This window comes from Brevundimonas sp. KH_025 (assembly GCF_057839885.1).
Map to the genome: position 1 here is coordinate 426,879 of NZ_CM174501.1, position 24,449 is coordinate 451,327.

The following is a 24,449-nucleotide window of genomic DNA, read 5'->3' on the forward strand; positions in this document are numbered from 1 at the left end:
AGGGGTAGGGGACGCCCATGACTGAACTCACGCCCCCCGTCGTCATCCTCGACAAGTCCCAGATGGCCGAGAACATCGGCGCGGTCGCCCGCGTCATGGCCAATTTCGGCCTGTCGGAACTGCGGCTGGTCAGCCCGCGCGACGGCTGGCCCCAGGACCGCGCCTGGGCCACGGCCTCGGGCGCCGACTGGGTGCTGGAGGGCGTGCGCGTCTTCGACAGCGTGGCCGAGGCCGTCCACGACCTGAACACCGTCTTCGCCACCACCGCCCGCCCGCGCGAGACGCGCCAGCCGGTGCGCACCCCGCGCGAGAGCGCCCGCATCCTCTATGACGACACGGCGTCGGGGCTGAAGACCGGCCTGCTGTTCGGCGGCGAGCGCGCGGGGCTGGAGACGACCGACATCGCCCTGTGCGCCGGCATCACCACCATTCCGATCGATCCGAAGCACCACTCGCTGAACCTGGCCCAGGCCGTGGCCATCAACGCCTATGAGTGGCGCACCCTGATCCTCGACGCCCCGCCGCCGCGCTTCCGCGAGGGCGAGCCGCCGGCCTCGAACGAGCTGCTGGTCGGCATGTACGAGCATTTCGAGGCCGAGCTGGAGGCCGGCGGCTTCTTCCACCCGCCCGAGAAGAAGCCGTCGATGAGCCAGAACTTGCGCGTCATGCTGGGCCGCGCCGCCTTCACCGAACAGGAAGTCGCCACCATGCGCGGCGCCATCCACGCCCTCGCCAAGGGCCGCGGCCGCGTCCTGGCCAAGCTGGCCGAGAAGCGCGCGGCGGAAGCGAAGGGCGAGTAGACGTTTCTCGCTGTCATCCTCGGGGCGGCGTAGCCGAACCCGGGGACCCAGGCGGCGGAGATGTCGGCCCCTTGTCCCGTTCGCGTCCTGCGTGCTGAATGGCCTGGGTTCCGGGTTCGCTGCGCGCCCCGGAATGACGGCAGGGGAGGGGCGGATGCGAAATCCAGACGCGATCATCGCCGCCTACATCATGGCCAGTCGCCGCAACGGGACGATCTACACCGGCGTCACCAGCGACCTTCACGACCGGGTGTGGAAGCACAAGCTGGGCACGTTCAAGGGCTTCACCGACGTGTATGTCTGTAAGGGGTTGGTGTGGTTCGAGCCTCAACTCGGCATGGCTGAGGCTATTCGTCGGGAAAAGCAGATCAAGAAATGGCGGCGGGAATGGAAGCTGGCGCTGATCGAGGGGGCCAATCCGGTCTGGGAGGACCTGGCGGCGGATTGGTATGATTGAACTCTCATGCCGTCATCCCGGGGCGCGCAGCGAACCCGGGATCCAGGCAGTTGAAGCGTCCGTGCCTTGTCCTGTCGTCCCCGCGCGTGTTGAACGGCCTGGGTTCCGGGTTCGGCTGCGCCGCCCCGGAATGACGGCGGAGGTTATATGAAGACGGTTCTGGTTTACCCCCTCGCGGCCCTGGCCGAGATCGGCGGCTGCTTCGCCTTCTGGGCCTGGCTGAAGCTGGATCGCTCGCCGGTCTGGCTGGTTCCGGGCGTGATCGGTCTGATCGTCTTCGCCTGGCTGCTGACCCTGGTTCCGGCCGAGGCGGCGGGGCGGGCGTTCGCGGCCTATGGCGGGGTCTATATCTGCGCCTCGCTGGTCTGGATGGCGTTGGTCGAGAAGACGACGCCGGACCGTTGGGACCTGATCGGCGGGGCGGTCTGCCTGATCGGGGCAGGCGTGATCCTGTTCGGACCCCGCGCCTAGAAGCTGGCGAAGAAGCCGGGCACGGCCTCGGTGGCGGGGCCATAGACGCCCTCGTCGAACAGGCGCGCGCCCTGCGTCGGCTCCAGATTGATCTCGACCGTCCGCGCCCCGGCCATCCGCGCCAGTTGCACAAAGCCCGCCGCCGGATAGACCGCGCCCGAGGTGCCGATGGAGACGAACAGGTCGCAGGCTTCCAGCGCCGTCTCGATCCGCTCCATCTGAAGCGGCATCTCTCCGAACCAGACGATGTGCGGGCGCAGGACCCCGCGCGGGTGATGCGGCGAGGCGTGCTCGGCCTCCAGATCGCCGCTCCAGTCGCACACCACGCCCGATGCGGTGCAGCGCGCCTTCTTCAGTTCACCGTGCATGTGGATCAGCTCGAACCCCGAGGCGGGCCGGGTCTCGGCGTGGGCCCGGTCGTGCAGGTCATCGACGTTCTGCGTCACCAGCAGGAAGTCGCCCTCCCACCGCGCCGCCAGATCGGCCAGGGCCCGGTGCGCCGCGTTGGGCGCAACCTTCGCCAGATGCCGCCGCCGCTGGTTGTAGAAGTCCTGCACCAGGGCCGGGTCAGCCGCGAACCCCTCGGGCGTCGCCACCTCCTCGATGCGATGTCCCTCCCACAGCCCGTCCGAGGCGCGGAAGGTCGGCACGCCAGATTCCGCCGAGACGCCGGCGCCGGTCAGGATGACGAGGTTGTTGTGGGTCATGGCCGTCCCTTCGCCGTCATTCCGGGGCGCGCAGCGAACCCGGAACCCAGACGGATGCATCAATCTCGGTCCTGTCCGCAAGGCCGCAGAGGTCTGGATCCCGGGGCCAGCGATGCTGTCCCGGGATGACGGCAAGGGCGGTGATGGCTAGAGAAGGCGGGAGACAAGGAGCCCTCGCCATGAAGACCCGCGCCGCCGTTGCGTTTGAAGCCAAACGTCCGCTCGAGATCGTCGAGGTCGATCTGGAGGGGCCGCGCGCCGGCGAGGTGCTGATCGAGATCAAGGCGACCGGCGTCTGCCACACCGACGCCTATACGCTGGACGGTCTGGACTCAGAGGGCATCTTCCCCTCGATCCTGGGCCACGAGGGCGCGGGCGTGGTGGTCGAGGTCGGGCCGGGCGTGACCTCGCTGGCTGTCGGCGACCACGTCATCCCGCTCTACACGCCGGAATGCCGCCAGTGTAAGTCGTGCCTGAGCCGCAAGACCAACCTCTGCACGTCGATCCGCTCGACCCAGGGCAAGGGCCTGATGCCGGACGGCACCTCGCGCTTTTCCTACAAGGGTCAGGCCATCGCCCACTACATGGGCTGCTCGACCTTCTCGAACTACACAGTCCTGCCCGAGATCGCGGTGGCCAAGATCCGCAAGGACGCCCCCTTCGACAAGGCCTGCTACGTGGGTTGCGGCGTGACGACGGGCGTGGGCGCCGTGGTCAACACGGCCAAGGTCGAGCCGGGCGCCAACGCCGTGGTCTTCGGCCTGGGCGGCATCGGCCTGAACGTCATCCAGGGGCTGAAGCTGGTCGGGGCCGACATGATCGTCGGCGTCGACATCAACGGCGACAAGGAAGAATGGGGCCGTCGCTTCGGCATGACCCACTTCGTCAATCCCAAGGACACGCCCGACGTGGTGGCGCGTCTGGTCGAGCTGACCGACGGCGGCGCCGACTACACCTTCGACTGCACCGGCAACACCGTGGTCATGCGTCAGGCGCTGGAAGCCTGCCACCGCGGCTGGGGCGAGAGCATCGTCATCGGCGTGGCCGAGGCGGGCAAGGAGATCTCGACCCGTCCGTTCCAGCTGGTCACCGGTCGCGTCTGGAAGGGCTCGGCCTTCGGCGGCGCGCGCGGCCGCACCGACACGCCCAAGATCGTCGACTGGTACATGGACGGCAAGATCGAGATCGACCCGATGATCACCCACACCCTGCCGCTGGAACGCATCAACGAGGCGTTTGACCTGATGCACGCGGGCGAGAGCATCCGTTCGGTGATCGTCTTCTGATGGCGAAACGATTCTGGCGGATATCCGGCTACGACGGGCTTACGAAAATCTATGAGCGTCACTTGCCCTGGGGGTCTTTGTCAGAAGCCGAGGTGATGGAGCTGCTGCGTCGACTTCAATGTCGACATTTGAGCGAAGATGAAATTGTCGATTCTTCGCTCAGGAAGAATGCACGAGGAAAAGCCCATCATTTAGACCTGAGCCAGAACAAGAAAGATCAGTCAGGTGTGTGGGGGCTATCCACTCCAAATTCCTCGTGGCCTTACATTGCCACTATCGTTTCCGCCGACGAGGTCGCCCAACTCCCATAGCGGGCGCTTCTAGTCGGTTGCCAAAAGAAACTGTGTCGGCCTAAATGAAAACGAGCCGCCAAATTTCCGGAGCGGTGTCAGGGAGGAAGTTCATGTTCACGCACATCACGCTCGGCGCCAACGACGTCGAGGCGTCGCGCCAATTCTATGACGCCGTGTTCCGGGTCCTGGGCCTGGAGCCGGGCACGGCCGATCCCAAGGGCCGCTACTGGTGGCGCACGGGGCGCGGCGCCTTCGCCATCGGCAGCCCGATCGACGGCGAGGCGGCCTGCCACGCCAACGGCGGCACCATCGGCTTCGCGGCCCCCAGCCCCGAGGCCGTCGTGGCCTTCGCCGAGGCCGGCGTCGCGGCCGGCGGCACGGCCATCGAGGACCCGGCCGGTCCGCGCGAAACCACCTTCGGGACGATGCACCTGGCCTATCTGCGCGATCCGTCGGGCAACAAGATCTGCGCCGTTCACCGGCCGGGCTGAGGACTGACGATGAAGAAGGCGGCGACCGCGTCGATCATGGCCCTTGCGGCCGTCATGGCGCTCGCCGCCTGCGACCGGGGCGAGCCTGCGCCCGCTCCGGTCGAGGCCCCGGCCGAGGCCTGGGTCGGCAAGGACGTGGTTCTCTATCTGCCCGACCCGGTCATGAAGGCGCGGGTCGAGGTTTCGGCCCTGTCGCCCTATGTCAACGCGGCGGCGACGGCGGCCGAGGGGGCGGTGCGCGCCGCCCCGGTCCAGCCCGGCGCCTCGGGCATGCTGCTGCTGATGGTCAAGCCGGGCGGTCGGTCCAAGGCCTGGGTCGTCACCGGCGAACCGGCGCTCAAGCCTGAAACCATCGCGGCCGTGGTCAAGGCGGTCGAGGCCGTGCCCGCCCCCGCCGTGCGCGAAGGGCCGATCCTGGTCGGCGTCGGCTTCGACGCCTGGGGCGGCGGCGCGCCGCCCGCCGGGGCCAGCCCGCCCATCCCGCGCGACTGGTATGCCCATTTCTCGAAGGACGGCGGCCGACTGGACGACGCCTTCATGGCCCGCGTCTGGCCCGACTGACTGGAGTTTGAGTTGATGGAAACGGTCAAGAGCCACGTCGTCCACGGCGGGACCCTGCGCTATCTGAAGCACGACAGCGCCGCCACCGGCACGCCCATGACCCTGTCGGTCTTCGTTCCCGCCGGCGAAGGGCCTTTCCCGGTCCTGATCTGGCTGTCGGGCCTGACCTGCACCGAGGATAATTTCACCACCAAGGCCGGGGCCTACAAGGCCGCCGCCGAACACGGCGTCATCATCGTCGCGCCCGACACCTCGCCGCGCGGCGAAGGGGTGGCCGACGACGCCGCCTATGATCTGGGGCAGGGCGCGGGCTTCTACGTCGACGCCACGCAAACGCCGTGGACGCCGCACTTCCGCATGGAAAGCTATGTCACGGACGAGCTGATCGCCCTGATCGACGCGGAGTTCCCGACGACGAAGACGCGCTCGATCTTCGGCCATTCCATGGGCGGGCACGGGGCGCTGACCCTGGCCCTGCGTCACCCCGACCTGTTCCGGTCGGTCTCGGCCTTCGCCCCGATCTCGTCGCCGACCCGCTGCGCCTGGGGCGAGAAGGCGTTTTCGGCCTATCTGGGCGAGGACCGCGCCGAGTGGGCCAGACACGACGCCGCCCTGCTGATCGAAAACGGCGCCGCGCGCGGGGTGTTCGACGACATCCTGGTGGATCAGGGCGACGCCGATCCCTTCCTGACCGACCAGCTGAAGCCGGAACTGCTGAAGGCGGCGGCGGAAAAGGCGGGGCAGGGGCTGACCCTGCGGATGCAGCCGGGCTATGATCACTCCTACTTCTTCATGGCCAGCTTCGTGGACGACCACGTGGCCTTCCATGCGACCCGCCTGAAAGCTTGAAACTTCATGACCGACGCTCCCATCGACTTCGACGCCATGTTCGCCGCCCTGTGCAGCGAGGTCGGTTTCTGCCTGCATGAAAAGGGTCAGAAGAAGGTGATCGAGGCCCTGCCCAAGGGTCTGGACGCGGCGGTCAAGGCCGTGCTGGCGGCCGAGGGCGTGGACGAACCCAATGCCCCGGGTGATCTGAAGAAGGCCGTGCGCGACTGCCTCAAGGCCCATACGCAGAAGGCCTGATCGGGCCTCAAGCCGCGCGGATGGACGAAACTTCATCCGCGCGGGGACGGTGACGGCTTGCGGGGCGGCGTCGCTTCGATAGTGTCCCCTCCCATTGCTTTTGGGAGGAAGCCCCGATGATGGACCGTCGCCGCCTGTTGATGACCGCCGCCCTGGGAGGCGCGTTCGCGGCCTCGGGCGCCGCCCGCGCCCTGGCCCAAACCGCCGCGCCGGCCGCCGGCCCGGCCTCGGCCCAGTTCCTGGCCCTGCTGGACAAGATCGCGCAGGAGATGATCCTGTCCGACCCCGAGACCCTGACCATGCTGGGCATGGACCGGGGTCCGATGGCCGCCGCCCGCTTCAAGCTGAGCGACCGCTCGCAGGCCAAGATCGACGCCGACAAGGTCAAGTTCAAGGACGCCATGACGGCCGTGAAGGCCATCGACAAGACCCAGCTGACCGCGACCGAACAGACCTATTACGACTCGCTGGAGTTCTTTGGCGACACGCTGATGACGGGGGACCGCTTCCCCTACGGCGGCGGCTTCTCGCCCTCGCCCTATACGGTCAGCCAGCTGGGCGGGGCCTATCAGCAGATTCCCGACTTCCTCGACAGCCAGCACCGCATCGAGGCGGCGGACGACGCCGAGGCCTATCTGTCGCGTCTGTCGGACTTCGCCAAGGGCATGGACGCCGAGCGGGCGCGGATGCAGGCCGAGTTCGCCGCCGGGGCCGTGCCGCCGGACTTCGTCATCGACCGCACCCTGGCCCAGATGGCCTCGCTGACCGGAACCGCCGCAGCGGATTCGACCATGAGCCAGTCCCTGGCTCGCCGCACCGCCGAGAAGAACATCCCCGGCGACTGGGCCGCGCGCGCCCAGGCCATCCTGACCAATGAGGTCTATCCGGCGGTCCGGCGTCAGGCCGACGCCCTGAAGGCCGTGCGCCCTAACGCCACCCACGACGGCGGCGCCTGGCGTCTGCCGGACGGCGAGGCCTATTACCGCTTCGGTCTGCAATACTACACCACCTCCTCGATGACGCCGGACGAGGTGCATCAGATGGGCGTGGAGCAGGTGGCGGAAATCTCGGCCCGCGCCGACGCCCTGCTGAAGGCCCAGGGCCTGACGCAAGGCTCGGTCGGCGCCCGCATCGCCGCCTTGGGCAAGGATCCGCGCTTCGTCTATCCGAACACGGACGAAGCCAAAGAAGAGCTGCTCAAGGAACTGAACGCGCAGATGGTCGCCGTTCAGGCGCGCATGCCGGAATACTTCGGCCGCCTGCCCAAGTCGCCGTGCGACATCAAGCGCGTGCCCAAGGCCATCGAGGCCGGGGCGCCGGGCGGCTATTACCAGCCGCCGGCCCTGGATGGTTCGCGTCCGGGCGCCTACTACATCAACCTGCGCGACACGGCGGAATGGCCCAAGTGGACCCTGCCGACCCTGACCTATCACGAGGCGGTGCCGGGCCATCACTTCCAGATCGCCCTGCAGCAGGAGCAGCCCGACACCCCGCTGCTGATGAAGGTCATGGGCTTCTCGGCCTATTCCGAGGGCTGGGGCCTCTATTCGGAACAACTGGCCGACGAGATCGGGCTCTATGAAAACGATCCCTTCGGCCAGATCGGCTATCTGCAGTCGCTGATGTTCCGCGCCGCGCGTCTGGTCGTCGACTCCGGTCTGCACCACAAGCGCTGGAGCCGCGAGCAGGGCATTCGCTACATGGTCGACACCCTGGGCGACCAGGAAACGAGCATCGCCACCGAGGTCGAACGCTACTGCGTCTGGCCGGGTCAGGCCTCCAGCTACAAGGTCGGCCACACCACCTGGGTCAAGCTGCGTGAAGACGCCAAGAAGCGTCTGGGCGACCGCTTCGACATCAAGGGCTTCCATGACACCGGCCTGAACCTGGGCGGCGTGCCGCTGACGGTGCTGGAGCGGACCATGAACGCCTGGACGCCCGCCTGACCGACTGGGTAGCGGGCGCGCCGGCCCGACGATTGTCTGAGTATGAGGGGGCGCGCGGCGTCGCGCCGTCCTCGTCGGAGAGCAAGACCATGATCGACCGCCGCCGCCTTCTGCTGACCGCCGCCGCCACGGCGGCCGTGGCGCCCTCGCTGGCCCATGCCGCCGCCACTGATGCGGACGGGCGGCTGAACGCCCTGCTGGACGGCTGGTTCGAGGCCGACATCGACGACAATCCCGAATACGCCACCAACCTCGGCCTCGATCGCGGCGCGCGCGCGGGCCTGTCGTCGCAACTGACGGCGGTCAGCCCCGACGCCATCCGCAAGGACCGGGACAAGGCGATCAGCCGCTGGGCCACGCTGCGCGCCTTCGATCAGACGGGGCTCAGCGAGGCGGGCGCCCTGAACTACGCCATCGCCGCCTTCGGCCGTGAGACCTCGGCCGAGACCTCGCGCTTCGCCTATGGCGCCGGGCCGGGCCGTCCCTCGCCCTATGTCGTGACCCAGCTGTCGGGCGGCTATTTCGAGACGCCGGACTTCATGGACAACCAGCACCGGGTCGAGGACGCGGCGGGCGCCGACGCCTTCCTGTCGCGTCTGTCGGCCTTCGCCGGGGTGCTGGACGGCGAGACGGACAAGGTGCGCGAGGACGCCGGCCTGGGCGTCATCCCGCCGGACTTCATCATCGACCGGATGCTGCCGCAGGTCCGCACCCTGCGCGACACGCCCGCCGCCGACATGGCCATGGTCAAGTCGCTGGTCCGCAAGGCCGCCGCGCTGAACCTGTCCGGCTATGACGCCCGCGCCGCCGCCATCGTCGATCAGCAGATCAAGCCCGCCCTGGCCCGTCAGGTCGCGGCGCTGGAGGTCATCCGCCCGCAAGCGACCCACGACGCCGGGGTCTGGCGCCTGCCCGACGGCGAGGCCTTCTACGCCGCCGGCCTCAAGTCCAACACGACCACGACCCTCAGCGCCGCCGAAATCCACAAGATGGGCAAGGAGCAGGTGGCCGAGATCAGCGCCGAGATCGACCTCATCCTCAAGGCCCAGGGCTATACGCAAGGCACGGTCGGAGAGCGGATTCAGGCCCTGAACAAGGACCCGGCCCAGCTGTTCCCCAACACCGACGCGGGCAAGGAGGAACTGCTGGTCTGGCTGAACCAGCTGGTCGCCGATCTGGAGCCGAAGCTGCCGTCGGTCTTCGGGCGTCTGCCGAAAACGCACGTCGAGATCCGCCGCGTGCCGGTGTCGATCCAGTCGGGGGCGCCGGGCGGCTATTATCAGGGGCCGCCGCTGGATGGCTCGCGTCCGGGCGCCTACTACATCAACCTGCGCGACAGCGGGAACTGGCCGCGCTTCGCGCTTCCGACCCTGACCTATCATGAGGCTTCGCCGGGCCACCATCTGCAGGTCGCCCTGCAGCGCGAGTTCGGGTGAATTGCCGCAATGGCGTCGCGCCAGCGGCTTCTCGGCCTACAACGAGGGCTGGGCGCTGTACGCCGAGGCGGTCGCCGCCAACGACCTGAACGCCTATGCCGACAATCCTCTGGGCCGGGTCGGCTTCCTGATGTCCTACCTGTTCCGGGCCGTGCGCCTGGTGGTCGACACCGGTCTGCACTCCGAACGCTGGAGCCGCGAACAGGCGGTCGAATACATGGCGGCCTCGGGCGCCAAGCCGCTGGACGCCTCGAACAGCGAGATCAACCGCTACACCGTCTGGCCGGGCCAGGCCTGCGCCTACAAGGTCGGCCACACGGTCATCGCCCGCCTGCGGGCCGAGGCCGAGGCCAAGCCGGGCTTCGACCTGCGCGCCTTCCACGACAAGGTGCTGATGAACGGCTCCCTGCCGCTGGCGGTGCTGGAAGCCCAGATGCGCGGCTGAGGATCGGCCATCGACTGAAGATCGGCCCGGGCGTTCGCGTCCGGGCCGTTTTCGTTCGGAAGGAGCGGCGCCTGCATCGCGCCTTTGCACCCGCGCCCGCGCCTCGCTATACCCGCCGCACGATTTTCCTTCCCTGATTGAGAGACAGAGGCAGAGCATGGCCAAGATCAAGGTCGCCAACCCCATCGTGGACATCGACGGCGACGAAATGACCCGGATCATCTGGCAGATGATCAAGGACAAGCTGGTCTTCCCCTATCTGGACCTGGACCTCGACTACTACGACCTCGGCATGGAAAACCGCGACGCCACCGACGACCAGGTGACGATCGACGCGGCCCACGCCATCCAGAAGCACGGCGTCGGCGTGAAGTGCGCCACCATCACCCCGGACGAAGCCCGGGTGAAGGAATTCGGCCTGAAGAAGATGTGGAAGTCGCCGAACGGCACCATCCGCAACATCCTGGGCGGCGTCGTCTTCCGCGAGCCGATCATCTGCTCCAACGTGCCGCGCCTGGTCCCCGGCTGGACCCAGCCCATCGTCGTCGGCCGTCACGCCTTCGGCGACCAGTACAAGGCCACGGACTTCCTGGTCCCCGGTCCCGGCAAGCTGACCATGAAGTGGGTCGGCGCCAACGGCGAAGAGCAGAACTACGAGGTCTTCGACTTCCCCTCGGCCGGCGTGGCCATGGGCATGTACAACCTGGACGACTCGATCACCGAGTTCGCCCGGGCCAGCTTCTCGTTCGGCCTGCAGCGCAACTTCCCGGTCTATCTGTCGACCAAGAACACCATCCTGAAAGCCTACGACGGCCGCTTCAAGGACATCTTCCAGAAGGTGTTCGACGAAGAGTTCGCCGCCGAGTTCAAGGCCAAGGGCCTGACCTATGAGCACCGCCTGATCGACGACATGGTGGCCGCGGCCATCAAGTGGTCGGGCGGCTTCGTCTGGGCGTGCAAGAACTACGACGGCGACGTGCAGTCGGACGTCGTGGCGCAAGGCTTCGGCTCGCTGGGCCTGATGACCTCGGTGCTGATGACGCCGGACGGCAAGGTGCTGGAATCGGAAGCCGCCCACGGCACCGTGACCCGTCACTTCCGCCAGCATCAGAAGGGCGAGGCCACCTCGACCAACTCGATCGCCTCGATCTACGCCTGGACGCGCGGCTTCTCGCACCGCGCCAAGCTGGACGGCAACGCCGAACTGGCCGAGTTCGCCGCCACCCTGGAGCGCGTCGTGGTCGAGACCGTCGAGTCCGGCTTCATGACCAAGGACCTGGCCCTGCTGGTCGGCGACCAGCAGTCGTGGCTGACCACCGAGGGCTTCCTCGACAAGGTCTCCGACAACCTGCGCGCCGCCCTGCCGCATATCGGCTAAGGCTAGCAACGACCTCGCGCTCAAGCAGCGCGAAGCGCGTTAGCGCACTAAAGAGAGGCCCGTCGGAGAAATCCGGCGGGCCTTTTTGCTGTCCGCTCTCCCAACCGCCGCATCCCTCCCAGCCGCCGTCATCCTCGGACTTGATCCGAGGATCCAGCGCCGGGGCGCGCTCCTTCCTGCCGACGTGGCGCAGGCGGAGGACCCGATCCTCGGGTCAAGCCCGAGGATGACGGCAGAGGCGTGTGGCTCTTTCTGACGGCGGAGTGAAACGCCTAGCTTGAGCCCCCCGACGAACCATGCCCTTAATGTCCATGGGGGTTTTCGAGGTCGTGTCGCACATGTCGCTTACCCGTCGCGTTCGTAAGGCAGGGGAGGGCCGATGAACCAGAAACTGATTATTCGACTGGGGGGCGCCGCCGTGGCGGTCTTCGTCCTCGCCTATGCCGCCTCGCCTCTGCTGGCGGCGCGGTCGCTGGTCCAGGCCGCCAAGGCCGGCGACGAGAAGGGGCTGGAGCGCCAGGTCGACTTTCCCGCCTTCCGGGCCAGCCTGAAAGACGAACTGAGCGAGCGCATGGTCGCCGAGATGCGCAAGGACGACCGCCTGGGCGGTCTCTCGGGCCTGGGCATGATGCTGGCCCCGACCCTGGTGTCGGGCGCCGTGGACGCCTTCGTCACGCCCCAGGCCATTTCGGCGATGGTGCAGGAGGGCCAGGCGCCCAAGCCCGATCTGGCCAAGGTCGAGCCAGAGGCTGGGCCGAAGCCGGAAAGCCAGAAGGTGCGCCAGTCCTGGGGCTACCGCGACCTCGACACCTTCGCCGTCACCCTGACCCGCGACGATCAGCCCGACGAGCAGGTCTCCCTGCTGATGAAGCGCCGCAACCTGTTCGGCTGGAAGCTGGCGGGGATTGATCTGAGCGAGGCGGAGTAGACCTTTTCCTAGCTCCCTTCCCCCTCGAGGGGGGAAGGGTCGGGGATGGGGGTGTGCTCGCCGCGCTTTGGGGATTTGGCGCAAGAGGCGGGGCGCCTCCCGCGCTCGCTTCCCAAGCGTCCTGCCTTCACCCCCACCCAACCCTCCCCCCTCGAGGGGGAGGGCTTTGATCCCGTCCAAAGAAAAAGGGCGGCGCATCGGATGCGCCGCCCTTCGTCATTTCAGCCTGTGGGGGCGATCAGCCCTTCAGGGCGGCCCGGATGGCTTCCAGACCGGCTTCGGCCTTGGCACCGTCCGGGGCGCCGCCCTGGGCGAAGTCGGGCTTGCCGCCCGCGCCCTTGCCGCCCATGGCGATGACGGCGTCGCGGGCCAGATCAGCCGCGTTCACCTTTCCGGCCATGTCGCTGGTCGCGGCGACGGTGACCGCCGCCTTGCCGTCGGTGACGCCGACCAGGGCGACGACGCCCGAGCCCAGCTGCTTCTTGAAGTCCTCGGCCACGCCGCGCAGGCCCTTGCCGTCCACGCCGTCCAGGACGCGGGCGATCAGCTTGACGCCGTTGATCTCTTCCGGGGCCGCATTGGCGCCCGAACCGCCGCCCAGGGCCAGCTGCTTCTTCAGGTCGGCGACCTGCTTCTCCAGCGCCTTGCGTTCAGCGGTCAGGGCCTCGACCCGCGCCGGGACGTCGGCGGTCTGGATCTTGAAGCTCTGGGCCAGCGAACGGGCGACATTGGCCTGATCCAGCAGGAAGCGGCGGGCCGCGTCGCCGGTCAGGGCCTCGATGCGGCGGACGCCGGCGGCGACGCCGCCTTCCGACACGATCTTGAACAGGGCGATGTCGCCGGTACGGGCCACGTGGGTGCCGCCGCACAGTTCGACCGAATAGGCGCCCCCGTTTTCTGATTCTGGGCCGGCCAGGGCGTGGCCCAGGGTCAGGACGCGGACCTCGTCGCCGTACTTCTCGCCGAACAGGGCGACGGCGCCGGCCTCGATGGCGGCCTCGGGGTTCATCAACTCAGTCGAGGTCGGCAGGTTCTGGCGGATGACCGCGTTCACCTCGTCCTCGATCCGGGCCAGTTCGTCCTCGGTCACCGGGGCGTTGTGGCTGAAGTCGAAGCGCATGCGCTCGGCGTCGACCATCTGGCCCTTCTGGGCGACGTGGGGGCCGAGCACGTTCTTCAGCGCGGCGTGCAGCAGGTGGGCGGCCGAGTGGTTGGCGCGGGTCGTCGGACGCGAGCCCGGCTCGACCACAGCCGTCACCGTCGCGCCGACCGTCAGGGCCGCGCCCTGGGCCACTTGCAGCGTGTGAACGAACAGGTCGGCGTGCTTCTTGGTGTCCAGCACGCGGCCTTCGCCATTGGTCCAGACAAAGCCGCCCTTGTCGCCGGCCTGACCGCCGCCTTCGGCGTAGAAGGGGGTCTGGTTCAGGACGACCTCGACCACCTCGCCGGCCTCGGCGCCTTCGACCGCGACGCCGTCCTTCAGGATGGCGACGACCTGGCCGTCGCTGGTCTCGGTCTCATAGCCGGTGAACTGGGTTACGCCGTGCTGGTCGCGCAAGGCCAGCCAGGCGCCGGCCGAGGCCGTCTGGCCCGAGCCGGTCCAGTGTTCGCGCGAGCGGGCGCGCTGCTCTTCCATGGCGCTCTGGAAACCGTCGACATTGACCGAGAAACCGCGACGGCGGGCCTCGTCCTGCGTCAGGTCCAGCGGGAAGCCGTAGGTGTCATACAGGGTGAAGGCCGTCTGGCCGTCCAGCATGTCGCCGGCCTTGAAGTCGGTCGTGGCCTGATCGAACAGGTTCATGCCGCGGCCGAGCGTGGTGCGGAAGCGGATCTCTTCCTGCTTCAGCGTGTCCTCGATGAAGGCCTGGGCGCGGCCCAGCTCGGGATAGGCCTCGCCCATTTCTTGGACCAGGGTCGGCACCAGGCGGTGCATCAGCGGGTCGGTCGAACCCAGCAGGTGAGCGTGACGCATGGCGCGGCGCATGATGCGGCGCAGGACATAGCCGCGGCCTTCGTTGGACGGGGTCACGCCGTCGGCGATCAGGAAGGAGGCCGAGCGCAGGTGGTCGGCGATGACCCGGTGGCTGGGGGCGCGTTCGCCCTCGGCCTTGGTCGAGGTCAGTTCTTCCGAGGCGTTGATCAGGCTCTTGAACAGGTCGACTTCATAGTTGGAGTGGACGCCCTGCAGCACGGCGGCGATGCGCTCCAGACCCATGCCGGTGTCGACGCTGGGCTTGGGAAGGTCGCGAACGATCTTATCGTTCTCCTTCTCGTACTGCATGAAGACGTTGTTCCAGACCTCGACGAAGCGGTCGCCGTCCTCGTCCGGCGAACCGGGAGGGCCGCCGAAGATGTGGTCGCCGTGGTCGTAGAAGATTTCCGTGCACGGACCGCACGGGCCGCTGTCGCCCATGGCCCAGAAGTTGTCGGCGGTCGGGATGCGGATGATCTTGTCGTCCGAGAAGCCGGTGATCTTCTTCCAGATGTCGAAGGCTTCGTCGTCGGTGTGATAGACGGTGACCAGCAGGCGCTTGGGATCGAGGCCGAATTCCTTGGTCAGCAGGCCCCACGCGCTCTCGATGGCGTGGTCCTTGAAGTAGTCGCCGAACGAGAAGTTGCCGAGCATCTCAAAGAAGGTGTGGTGGCGCGCGGTGTAACCGACGTTGTCCAGATCGTTGTGCTTGCCGCCGGCGCGCACGCATTTCTGCGAGCTGGTGGCGCGCTTGTAGGGCGGGGTCGCGGCGCCCGTGAAGTAGTCCTTGAACGGCACCATGCCCGCGTTGACGAACAGCAGGGTCGGGTCGTTCTGCGGCACCAGCGGAGCCGACTGCACCTTCTCGTGGCCGTCGGCCGCGAAGTAGTCGAGGAAGGTGGAGCGGATCTGTTTCAGGCTGGTCATGATGGGTCGCTCTGGATCTCGGGCGCGCGGGGAGAATGTCGGAACCGGCGTCATATAGGGATTTTGCGCCGAGCGCATCACCGGCGCGTGATCAGGACGGCGCGCGGGGCTTTTTCCTCGCCAGCTATCCCATCCCGCCGTCATCCTCGGGCTTGACCCGAGGATCGGATGGTCTGTCTGCGCGACGTCAGCGAGGAGGCGCGCGCGCGCGCCCTCGATCCTCGGGTCAAGCCCGAGGATGACGGAGAAGGAGCGAGCCGAACCTTAGTCGTGCAGACGACGGGGTGCGACGATGACCCCGTCTTCGTCGGCGTAGAGCCAGTCGCCGGGGGTGAAGATGACGCCGCCGAAGCTGGTGGGGATGTCGATCTCGCCGATGGCGTCGCGGTCGGCGCGCAGGGGCGTGGTCCCGACGGCCTTGATGCCGACGGGCATGGCGGCGATGACGGCCGTGTCGCGAATGGCGGCGTGGACAATGATCCCGGCCCAGCCGTTGTCGATGGCCAGCTTCGCCAGGTTGTCGCCGACCAGGGCGCGCTTCAGCGACCCGCCGCCGTTGACCACCAGCACCGCGCCGTGACCGGGCCGCTCCAGCACCTGGCGGACCAGGGCGTTGTCGTCGAGGACGCTGAGGGTGCGGATCGGCCCGTGAAAGGCCGCGACCTTGCCGAAGCTGCGGAACGGCGTCTGGCAGACCTTCACCGTATCGGGATGGGCGTCGCAGAGGTCGGCGGTGGCGGTGGTCATGGGAGGCTCCGGTTCTTCGCGGTCAAGTTTGCCCGGCGGGGCGGGCCCTGTCTTCCCCTTGCCGTCATTCCGGGGCGCGAAGCGAACCCGGAACCCAGGCGGCTGCGGCTTTGCTGTCCGCGCCCCTGGGGCCGACGCCTGGGCCCCGGATCGACCCTTCGGGCCGTCCGGGGTGACGGCGGACGGGCGGCGGATCGGGCGGTCACGGCTCCAGACAAAAAGAGGCCCGCCCGATGCGGATCGGGCGGCCATGTCCCGAACAAAAAGAGGCCCGCCCGATGCGGATCGGGCGGCCATGTCCCAGACAAAAAGAGGCCCGCCCGATGCGGATCGGGCGGGCCGGCTCCGTCCGACCGACCCCGCGGGGTCGGTAGGCGGGTCGCGGGGACGACGGACGGAAGCTTGGGCGGAGAGGCTGGATCAGCCCTCCAGATCTTGACCTTCGTCAGGCTCGGGCGCGCCCAGCATGTCGTCGGCGATCTTGGCCGTGGACTGGCGCACGGCCTTCTCGATGGCGAGGGCCATGTCCGGGTTGTTCTTCAAGAATTCCTTGGCGTTCTCGCGGCCCTGACCGATGCGGGTGGAGTCGTAGGAGAACCACGAGCCGGACTTCTCGATGATGTTGGCCTTGACCCCCAGGTCGATGATCTCGCCGATCTTGGAGATGCCTTCGCCGTACATGATGTCGAAGATGACCTCGCGGAACGGCGGGGCGACCTTGTTCTTGACCACCTTGACGCGGGTGGTGTTGCCGACGACCTCGTCGCGGTTCTTGATCGCGCCGGTGCGGCGGATGTCGAGGCGGACCGAGGCGTAGAATTTCAGCGCATTGCCGCCTGTCGTCGTTTCCGGCGAGCCGTACATGACGCCGATCTTGTGACGGATCTGGTTGATGAACAGGACGATGCACTTCGACTTGGAGATCGAGGCGGTCAGCTTGCGCAGGGCCTGGCTCATCAGGCGGGCTTGCAGGCCGGGCAGGCTGTCGCCCATCTCGCCCTCGATTTCAGCGCGCGGGGTCAGGGCGGCGACCGAGTCGACCACCACGATATCCACGGCGCCCGAGCGCACCAGGGTGTCGACGATCTCCAGCGCCTGCTCGCCGGTGTCGGGCTGCGACACCAGCAGGTCGTCCAGGTTGACGCCCAGCTTCTGGGCATAGACCGGATCGAGCGCGTGTTCGGCGTCGACGAAGGCGGCCACGCCGCCCTTCTTCTGGACCTCGGCCACGGTGTGCAGGGCGAGCGTCGTCTTGCCCGAGGATTCAGGGCCGAACACCTCGATCACCCGCCCGACCGGCAGGCCGCCGATGCCCAGGGCCATGTCCAGACCCAGCGAGCCGGTCGAGACGCTTTCGATCTCGGCCACCACGCCGGCCTTGCCGAGCTTCATCACCGAGCCCTTGCCGAAGGCGCGATCGATCTGCGCGATCGCCGCCTCCAGAGCGCGTTGCTTTTCGCCGTCTTCTTTACCCACGAGCTTCAATGCCGCCTGTGCCATTGGTTTTCTCTCCCTTGCCATGATTCCATTCTGGGCTTTGGGAGAGACCCGCCAGGACCCGCTCCCTCTGTGAGACGGACTATGTGCATGGTTTGTTCTGGTTCACAAGATGTTCTCATTTGGCGCGTGAGAACAAAATGCGATCTACGACCGTTTCTGACGTTGTCTGCGCCGGGTCCAGAAGGGCCTGGCGTCGTGGAAACGCCCGCAGGCCTTGGCCGCAGAGGCCAGCAGCGCGGCCTCGTCGCGCTCGCGTCGGCCGATGACGCGCCCGGCGGCGAAGGCGACCTCGGCGTCGTCCAGACGCGCCTCGCCCGGGATTCGATCGCGCGCCACGGCCAGATCGTTGAGGACGCCCAGCCTGTCCTGCAGTCGTTCCAGCGCCTTCAGATAGCGGGCGCGGCGGCGACGGACGGGAAACAGGTCGGCGAAGAACTCGGCGGCGTAGCGCAGGCGCTTGGCGCGGATGCGCAGGTTGTGGCGGGCCTCGGGGTCCAGATCGGCCAGGTCGCGGGCGCGCTGTTCGACCTGACGGTGCAGCCGGTCCAGGGCCTCGACGGCGAAGGGGGCGACAGGGCCGTCCGGCAGGGCCGCCGTATCGATCCAGGCCGTGGTCTCCAGCATCATCCGGCCGTAGCGCGGCGACTGGAGGGCGGCGAGGACGCGGTCATAGGCCTGGCCCCGCGCGCTCAGCAGATGCCGTCCCAGCGACGCCAGATCGGGCGAGGGCGCCTCCAGCGCGGTCGGGTGGAAGACGTCGCGGATGAAGACGTCCAGATCGCGCGCGGCGTCGGCCTCGTGCGCCAGCCATTTCAGCTCGGCCTCGATCCGCTCGCGGTCCGCCTCGGCCAGCAGGGGCTTGAAGACGGCGACGGCGGCGCGCAGGCGGCGCAGGCCCACGCGCAGCTGATGCACCGCCTCGGGCCGGCGCACGACGCGCAGCAGTTCGGCGTTGGCCGAGACCTGGGCCACACAGGCCATGCCGATGGTGCGGAAGGCCTCGCCGGTCGCAGCGTCGGGCGACAGGGGCGCGGGGACGGCGCGGCGGGGGGCGCGGCTGGTCCCCTCGGCGAGGCGCCAGCCGCGCTCGGCCTTGCTTTCGAACACCGGGACGATGGGCAGGTCGTGGGCCAGCCGCCGGGCCAGGGCGAAGAGGGCGCCGGGGTCGCCGCGCTTCAGCTCCAGCTCCAGTTCATAGATCGGCTCGCGGCGGTCGCCACAGGATAGCTCGCCCGCGTCGAAGGCGGCCTCGATCAGGGCGCCATACAGCCGGACCATGCGGATGCGGCGCACGACGGTCGTGGCGAAGCGAGGCGACAGGTCGCGGCCGCGGCGCTTCAGCAGCCTGTGCGCCGGCGTGGTCATGAGCGCGGCGAAGTCCGGCGCCTCGGAGGCGACGGGGACCTCCCATTCGTCGCGGGCGGTCTGGCCGGGGGCGGTCTGGCGCTTCAGCGTCTGGACGAAGCCGTGGCTGGTCGCCCGCACCCGCAGGCCGAAGCCGGCGGCGCGCAGGACGCCGTCGGGCGTGTCGAAATAGACCGAACGCAGATGGTCGGTGGTCTGCTCGCCCTGCAGCGCCGGATGCCCCGACAGGCGAACCACCGCGCCGGGGCCGAGCCGGAACTTCAGTTCGGTTTCGATCGCGGGAGCCGTCATGCGCCGCCCTGTCCTGTGCGAAGCCGCATTATGAAGCGGCCGCAGCCTCTAGCCTAATCCAGGACCCTCGGGGCGGGGCTTTCCAATAGAATTCGCCTGACGGGCGAGGTTCAGACCTCCTCGCCCACGACGCGCGCCGGGCTGTCGCGGAAACGCGGGGCGGGGGCGGGCTGGACCACGCCGTGGGCCGTGACGAAGGCGCCGCGCGCCCGATTGTGCGGATGCTCGGGCGCCTCGGCCATCGACAGGACGGGGGCGACGCAGGCCTGCCGCGCCTCGGGATGGCCGCACCAGTCGTCGCGGTTGCGGGTGCGGAAGACCTCGGCCAGCCGCGCCTTCAGGCCGGGCCAGGCGGCCGGATCGAAGGGCATGGCGAAGTCGGCGTCGCCTTCCAGCCCCGTCAGGCGCAGCAGGGCGGCGTAGAACTGCGGCTCGATGGCCCCGACCGCCAGGTGCCGGCCGTCCGCCGTCTCATAGACCTCGTAGAAAGGGGCGCCCGTGTCCAGCAGGTTGACCCCGCGCTCGTCGCGCCAGGCCAGGGGACCGGGCAGGGTCTGGCGGAAGCCCCAGATCATGCTCATCAGCAGGGCCGAGCCCTCGCTCATGGCGCAGTCGATGACGTCGCCGCGCCCGCTGCGCTGGGCCTTCAGCAGGCCGGCGACCATGCCGAAGGCCAGCAGCATTCCGCCGCCGCCGAAGTCGCCGACCATGTTGATCGGCGGGGTCGGCTTCTCGCCCGCCCGGCCGAAGGCGTGCAGGGCGCCCGACAGGGCGATGTAGTCGATGTCGTGGCCCGGCGCCGGGGCCAGAGGCCCGTCCTGACCCCAGCCGGTCATGCGGCCGAAAACGAGCTTCGGATTGTCGCCCAGCAGGACCTCGGGGCCGAGGCCCAGCCGCTCCATGACGCCGGGCCGAAAGCCCTCGATCAGGCCGTCGGCGGTCCGGGCCAGGTCGCGGATGCGGGCGGCGCCCTCGGGCGTCTTCAGGTCGGCCTCGATTAGGGTCCGCCCCCGGTTCAGCGGGTCGCGCGGATCGGGGGCGGCGCCGGGGCGGTGGACCAGGATCACGGTCGCCCCGTGATCGGCCAGCATCATGCCGCAGAAGGGGGCGGGGCCGATGCCGCCCAGTTCGATGATGGTCAGGCCGTCGAGGGTTCCGCTCATACCCCGCACTCAAGCCGAGGCCGGCGGCCCCGTCCAGACGCGAGCGTCGGCCGGGACCGCCTTTCGGGGAGAGGGGAAGGTCGTCAGGCGGCCCGGTTCTTCACCAGGTCGTCGACGACCGAAGGGTCGGCCAGGGTCGAGGTGTCGCCGAGCGCGCCCAGTTCGTTCTCGGCGATCTTCCTCAGGATGCGCCGCATGATCTTGCCGGAGCGGGTCTTGGGCAGGCCCGGCGCCCACTGGATCACGTCAGGCGCGGCGATGGGGCTGATCTCCTCGCGGACCTGATTGATCAGTTCCTTGCGCAGGGCCTCGGTGGCCTCGACCCCCTTGTTCAGGGTGACATAAGCGTAGATGCCCTGACCTTTGATGTCGTGGGGGAAGCCGACCACGGCGGCCTCGGCCACGGCCTCGTGCAGGACCAGGGCGCTCTCGACCTCGGCCGTGCCCATGCGGTGGCCCGAGACGTTGATGACGTCGTCGACCCGGCCGGTGATCCAGTAGTAGCCGTCCGCGTCGCGGCGGCAGCCGTCGCCGGTGAAATACTTGCCCGGATAGGTCGAGAAATAGGTCTCGAAGAAGCGCGCGTGGTCGCCATAGACGGTGCGCATCTGGCCCGGCCAGCTGTCGGTGATGACCAGATTGCCCTCGGTCGCGCCCTCCAGAACCGCGCCGTCGGCGTCGACGATCTGCAGCTCGACGCCGGGCAGGGGCTTGGTCGCCGAGCCGGGCTTGAGGTCGGTCGCGCCGGGCAGGGGCGAGATCAGGACACCGCCGGTTTCCGTCTGCCACCAGGTGTCGACGATGGGCAGGCGGCCTTCGCCGACCACCTCATGATACCAGCGCCAGGCCTCGGGGTTGATCGGCTCGCCGACGCTGCCCAGCAGGCGCAGGGACTTGCGGCTGGTCGCCTTAACGGGTGCGTCGCCCTCGCGCATCAGCGAGCGCAGGGCGGTGGGGGCGGTGTAGAAGATCTCGACGCTATGCTTGTCGATGACCTCCCAGAAGCGGCTGACGGTCGGATAGTTGGGCACGCCCTCGAACAGCAGGGTCGTCGCCCCATTGGCCAGCGGGCCATAGACGCCATAGGAGTGGCCCGTCACCCAGCCCACGTCGGCGGTGCACCAGAAGACCTCGCCGGGCCGGTAGTCGAAGACCAGTTCGTGGGTGTAGCTGGCCCAGAGCAGGTAGCCGCCGGTGGTGTGCAGCACGCCCTTGGGTTTGCCGGTCGAGCCCGAGGTGTAGAGGATGAAGAGCGGGTCCTCGGCGTGCATCGGCTCGGGGTGGCAATGATTGCTGACCGCCTCAGCCTCGGTCTCGTAGTCCAGATCGCGGCCCTCGACGAAGCCGACCTCGGCCCCGGTGTGGCGGATCAGCAGGACCCCGGCGACGCCCGCTGCCTTCTCCAGCGCCTTGTCGACATTGGCCTTCAACGGGACCTTCTTGCCGCCGCGGCAGCCCTCGTCGGCGGTGATGACGAAGGTCGAGCCGCAGTCCTCGATGCGTCCGGCGATGCTGTCGGGCGAGAAGCCGCCGAAGATGACCGAATGGACCGCGCCGATGCGGGCGCAGGCCAGCATGGCGTAGGCGGCCTCGGGGATCATCGGCAGATAGATGGTGACGCGGTCGCCCTTCTGGACGCCGTTGGCCTTGAGCACATTGGCCATGCGGCAGACGCGCTCGTGCAACTGGCCGTAGGTGACGTGTTGGCTGTCGGTGGGCTCGTCGCCTTCCCAGATGATCGCCGTGTCGTCAGCGCGGTGGGGCAGGTGGCGGTCGATGCAGTTGGCCGAGACGTTCAGCACCCCGTCCTCGAACCAGCGGATGCGGAAGTCTTCCTTGTCGAAGCTGACGTTCTTGATCTTCGACGGGAAGGTCATCCATTCGAGGCGCTTGGCCTGCTGCCCCCAATAGGCGTCGGGGGCCTCGCGCGCCGCGATCCGGGCGGCCTCATAGGCGTCGCGGTCCATGTGGGCGCGGGCGGCCAGGTCGGCGGGGACGGGATAGATTTCCGGGTCGGACACGCGCGCTCTCCTCCAGTTTCTTGGTCTTAGAAGCCGTATTTGGCGAACAGGATCAGACGGGTCATGTCGCCGTCCAGTCCCGACTCCAGCTTGCGGTCAGCGAACATCAGTTCGGCGCCGACATCAAACGCCGTGACCGGCGACCAGATCAGGTTGGCGTGCAGGCTCTGGGCCGAGCGGTTGGCGCTCGCCCCGGTCAGCAGGACGTCGTTGTCCACCCTCTGCGCCGACCAGATCAGGCTGGAGCGCCAGCCCGGCGTCCAGACGTGGCGATAGGCGGCGAAGCCGGCGACCACGCCGATGGCGTCAAGTTCGCCCGAGGCGTCCAGCACCGCGTCGTTGGCGAAGTTGAGGCCCAGATAGCGGCCTACGCCCTCGCCGCCCGACAGCATGAAGCGCAGGTCGTCCTGGGCCCCGACCTTGAGCTTGGCCGAGGCCGACAGGCCCCAGCCGGTCGCGGTCGAGTCGATGCTGGTCGCCGGGTTCTGATACTTGAGCTGACGCAGCAGGCCGGCGAACTGGACGTCGCCCCAGGGGCGGCTGAGAGCGTAACGCGCCGTCAGGTCGGGCAGGCTGTTGTCGTCGGCGACGATCCGCGCGCCGCCGCCGAAGGGGGTGACGGTAGTCTCGGGGTTCTCGACCGAAACCGAGAAGGGGCCGCGCGTGTAGCGGACCTGGGCCTGGCGGGCGAAGACCGTGCCCTCGGCGGCGCCGACGAAGTCGGCCGATTCCGGCAGGACGGCGGTGTTCTGGAAATTGGTCCACTCCTGGCCGATCAGCCAGTTGTCGATGGTGACGAAGGCGCGGCGCAGGGCGGGGTTCGAGGCGCTGGTGGTGCGCTGGTCGCCGGCGCCGGGCAGGCTTTCGAAGTCCATCTCCAGCCGGGCGCCGACCTTGTGGCCGCCGACCAGACCGTCGGTGGTCAGCCAGAAGCGGGTCTGACGGGCGTTGAAGTCCGTGGCCGTGTCTTCATCGGCTGCACCGATCGGGATGGAGCCGGGCAGGTGATAGTCGCGCAGCAGGTCGCCGTTGGCCGGGTCGCCGCCGGAATAGCGGGAGGCCATGGCGTCGACCTTGATGAAGCCGCCGAACTTGACCGTGTGATCGCCGATGCGGAAGCCTTCTTCGCGCGGGGTGGTCGAGACCGGGGTCGGCGCCGGGGCGGCCGGGCGGGCTTCCAGGCGGATGATGTCCTGCGCCATCGCCTGGGATTGGGTCGTCTGCTGGGTTCGCGCGGCGGCGACCTCGGACTTCAGGCTGTTCAGCTCGGCTTCGAGCTGGGCGATGCGGGCCTCGAGGGCTGCATTGGCGTCCTGCGCCCAGACGGCGCCGGGGGCGAACAACAGCGCAGCCGCGGCCGCGCCGCCGAGCAGGCGGAATCTTCCCATGTCATGTCCTCCCGGGTTCGTCTGATGCGAACCTCGAGACGGCAGCATTCCGCGCGGGGGCGGTTTGCGGCCATTAGCCATTGGTCTAGTTTCGACCAAAGTCGAGGCGCGGCATTGTGTCGTCACAGCGCGGCCTCGACCGGAAAAAGAACCGCGCACGGGAAGGACGTTCATGGATCGCATCCTCGTCGCCGACGACCACCCCCTGTTTCGGGCGGCGCTCAGATCGGCCGTCGAAAAGGCCGCGCCCGGCGCCGTGATTGCGGAATGCGCCAGTCTGGCCGAGGTTCAGACGGCCTTGGCCGAAGCCGCGACCGACCTGCTGCTGCTGGATCTGAAGCTGTCGGACAGCGAGGGCATGGCGGGCCTGAGCCGCATCCGAACCGAGCATCCGGCGGTGCCGGTGGCCGTGGTCTCGGCCAGCGAGGAGCCGCCCACCGTGCGCCGCGCCCTGACGCTGGGCGCCGCCGGCTTCATCCCCAAGTCCGCCGCCCTGCCGGTCATGGTCGAGGCCATCACCGCCATCCTGTCCGGCGAGACCTGGGCGCCCGACGTCGGCGCGCCCGGACCGGAGGAAGGCGATCTGGAAGCCCGCATCGCCAGCCTGACGCCTTCGCAATTACGTATCCTCGAAGGCCTGAAGGCCGGGCGGTTGAACAAGCAGATCGCCTTCGACCTCGGCGTCACCGAGGCGACGATCAAGGCCCACCTGACCAGCGTCTTCCGCAAGCTGGGCGTCCACAACCGGACCCAGGCGGTGATCCTGGCGCAATCGATCGACCTGGGCTGA

At 68.4% G+C, this 24,449-nt stretch carries 22 protein-coding genes; 14 read left to right on the forward strand and 8 right to left on the reverse strand.

The features are described 5' to 3' along the window. Positions 1-17 precede the first annotated feature (17 nt). The 3 genes from AC3IS2_RS02165 to AC3IS2_RS02175 all read left to right on the forward strand — a co-directional run bounded on the left by AC3IS2_RS02165 (position 18) and on the right by AC3IS2_RS02175 (position 1,728). Complete coding sequence (locus AC3IS2_RS02165) at positions 18-800, forward strand: RNA methyltransferase (RefSeq protein WP_489199038.1); 783 nt, start codon at positions 18-20, stop codon at positions 798-800. A gap of 154 nt (positions 801-954) precedes the next feature. Continuing rightward, the gene (locus tag AC3IS2_RS02170; protein ID WP_489199039.1) at positions 955-1,257 is read left to right on the forward strand and encodes a GIY-YIG nuclease family protein; all 303 of its coding nucleotides are present in this window, start codon (positions 955-957) and stop codon (positions 1,255-1,257) included. A gap of 147 nt (positions 1,258-1,404) precedes the next feature. Then, entirely contained in the window at positions 1,405-1,728 is a 324-nt protein-coding gene (locus AC3IS2_RS02175) for a YnfA family protein (protein ID WP_489199040.1), read from the forward strand. On the opposite strand, the gene AC3IS2_RS02180 is transcribed toward AC3IS2_RS02175, so the two are convergent. Further along, positions 1,725-2,435, reverse strand: coding sequence for an NAD-dependent deacylase (locus tag AC3IS2_RS02180; protein WP_489199041.1), 711 nt, complete (start codon positions 2,433-2,435; stop codon positions 1,725-1,727). The two genes, AC3IS2_RS02175 and AC3IS2_RS02180, sit on opposite strands and share 4 nt — an antisense overlap. Before the next feature lie 179 nt (positions 2,436-2,614). On the opposite strand from AC3IS2_RS02180, the gene AC3IS2_RS02185 reads away from it, so the two are divergent. From AC3IS2_RS02185 to AC3IS2_RS02230, 10 genes are all read left to right on the forward strand, one after another. Continuing rightward, on the forward strand, positions 2,615-3,721 hold the full coding sequence (locus tag AC3IS2_RS02185; protein ID WP_489199042.1) for an S-(hydroxymethyl)glutathione dehydrogenase/class III alcohol dehydrogenase: 1,107 nt from the start codon (positions 2,615-2,617) through the stop codon (positions 3,719-3,721). Between the two features lie 403 nt (positions 3,722-4,124). Beyond that, positions 4,125-4,505, forward strand: coding sequence for a VOC family protein (locus tag AC3IS2_RS02190; RefSeq protein WP_489199043.1), 381 nt, complete (start codon positions 4,125-4,127; stop codon positions 4,503-4,505). A 9-nt stretch (positions 4,506-4,514) separates the two neighbouring features. Then, a complete protein-coding gene (locus tag AC3IS2_RS02195) occupies positions 4,515-5,066 on the forward strand; it encodes a hypothetical protein (RefSeq protein WP_489199044.1) in 552 nt (183 codons plus the stop codon). 15 nt (positions 5,067-5,081) lie between these two features. Continuing rightward, positions 5,082-5,915, forward strand: a complete 834-nt coding sequence (fghA, locus tag AC3IS2_RS02200; RefSeq protein ID WP_489199045.1) for an S-formylglutathione hydrolase — start codon at positions 5,082-5,084, stop codon at positions 5,913-5,915. Positions 5,916-5,921: 6 nt separating this feature from the next. Next, on the forward strand, positions 5,922-6,152 hold the full coding sequence (locus AC3IS2_RS02205) for a hypothetical protein (protein ID WP_489199046.1): 231 nt from the start codon (positions 5,922-5,924) through the stop codon (positions 6,150-6,152). A 116-nt stretch (positions 6,153-6,268) separates the two neighbouring features. Next, positions 6,269-8,098, forward strand: a complete 1,830-nt coding sequence (locus AC3IS2_RS02210; RefSeq protein WP_489199047.1) for a DUF885 domain-containing protein — start codon at positions 6,269-6,271, stop codon at positions 8,096-8,098. 89 nt (positions 8,099-8,187) lie between these two features. After that, on the forward strand, positions 8,188-9,534 hold the full coding sequence (locus AC3IS2_RS02215; protein ID WP_489199048.1) for a DUF885 domain-containing protein: 1,347 nt from the start codon (positions 8,188-8,190) through the stop codon (positions 9,532-9,534). 1 nt (position 9,535) lies between these two features. Beyond that, positions 9,536-9,979 carry a DUF885 family protein gene (locus AC3IS2_RS02220; RefSeq protein ID WP_489199049.1) on the forward strand — a complete coding sequence of 148 codons (444 nt, stop codon included), beginning with the start codon at positions 9,536-9,538 and terminating at the stop codon, positions 9,977-9,979. 157 nt (positions 9,980-10,136) lie between these two features. Then, a complete protein-coding gene (locus AC3IS2_RS02225) occupies positions 10,137-11,357 on the forward strand; it encodes an NADP-dependent isocitrate dehydrogenase (protein ID WP_489199050.1) in 1,221 nt (406 codons plus the stop codon). A gap of 379 nt (positions 11,358-11,736) precedes the next feature. Then, positions 11,737-12,285 carry a DUF2939 domain-containing protein gene (locus tag AC3IS2_RS02230; RefSeq protein ID WP_489199051.1) on the forward strand — a complete coding sequence of 183 codons (549 nt, stop codon included), beginning with the start codon at positions 11,737-11,739 and terminating at the stop codon, positions 12,283-12,285. A 238-nt stretch (positions 12,286-12,523) separates the two neighbouring features. On the opposite strand, the gene alaS is transcribed toward AC3IS2_RS02230, so the two are convergent. From alaS to AC3IS2_RS02265, 7 genes are all read right to left on the reverse strand, one after another. Continuing rightward, positions 12,524-15,184 (reverse strand): alanine--tRNA ligase, encoded by a 2,661-nt coding sequence (alaS, locus tag AC3IS2_RS02235; RefSeq protein ID WP_489199052.1) that lies wholly within the window; start codon positions 15,182-15,184, stop codon positions 12,524-12,526. 264 nt (positions 15,185-15,448) lie between these two features. Beyond that, complete coding sequence (gene rraA / locus AC3IS2_RS02240; protein ID WP_489199053.1) at positions 15,449-15,931, reverse strand: ribonuclease E activity regulator RraA; 483 nt, start codon at positions 15,929-15,931, stop codon at positions 15,449-15,451. Between the two features lie 420 nt (positions 15,932-16,351). After that, complete coding sequence (gene recA, locus AC3IS2_RS02245; protein ID WP_489199054.1) at positions 16,352-17,431, reverse strand: recombinase RecA; 1,080 nt, start codon at positions 17,429-17,431, stop codon at positions 16,352-16,354. 144 nt (positions 17,432-17,575) lie between these two features. Further along, a complete protein-coding gene (locus AC3IS2_RS02250) occupies positions 17,576-19,087 on the reverse strand; it encodes a CYTH and CHAD domain-containing protein (protein WP_489199055.1) in 1,512 nt (503 codons plus the stop codon). Positions 19,088-19,197: 110 nt separating this feature from the next. Continuing rightward, a complete protein-coding gene (locus AC3IS2_RS02255; protein ID WP_489199056.1) occupies positions 19,198-20,250 on the reverse strand; it encodes a CaiB/BaiF CoA transferase family protein in 1,053 nt (350 codons plus the stop codon). Between the two features lie 83 nt (positions 20,251-20,333). Further along, complete coding sequence (acs, locus tag AC3IS2_RS02260; RefSeq protein WP_489200078.1) at positions 20,334-22,217, reverse strand: acetate--CoA ligase; 1,884 nt, start codon at positions 22,215-22,217, stop codon at positions 20,334-20,336. An 80-nt stretch (positions 22,218-22,297) separates the two neighbouring features. Then, positions 22,298-23,659, reverse strand: a complete 1,362-nt coding sequence (locus AC3IS2_RS02265) for a DcaP family trimeric outer membrane transporter (protein WP_489199057.1) — start codon at positions 23,657-23,659, stop codon at positions 22,298-22,300. A gap of 172 nt (positions 23,660-23,831) precedes the next feature. Between AC3IS2_RS02265 and AC3IS2_RS02270 the strand changes: the two genes are divergently transcribed. Next, positions 23,832-24,449 carry a response regulator transcription factor gene (locus AC3IS2_RS02270; RefSeq protein ID WP_489199058.1) on the forward strand — a complete coding sequence of 206 codons (618 nt, stop codon included), beginning with the start codon at positions 23,832-23,834 and terminating at the stop codon, positions 24,447-24,449.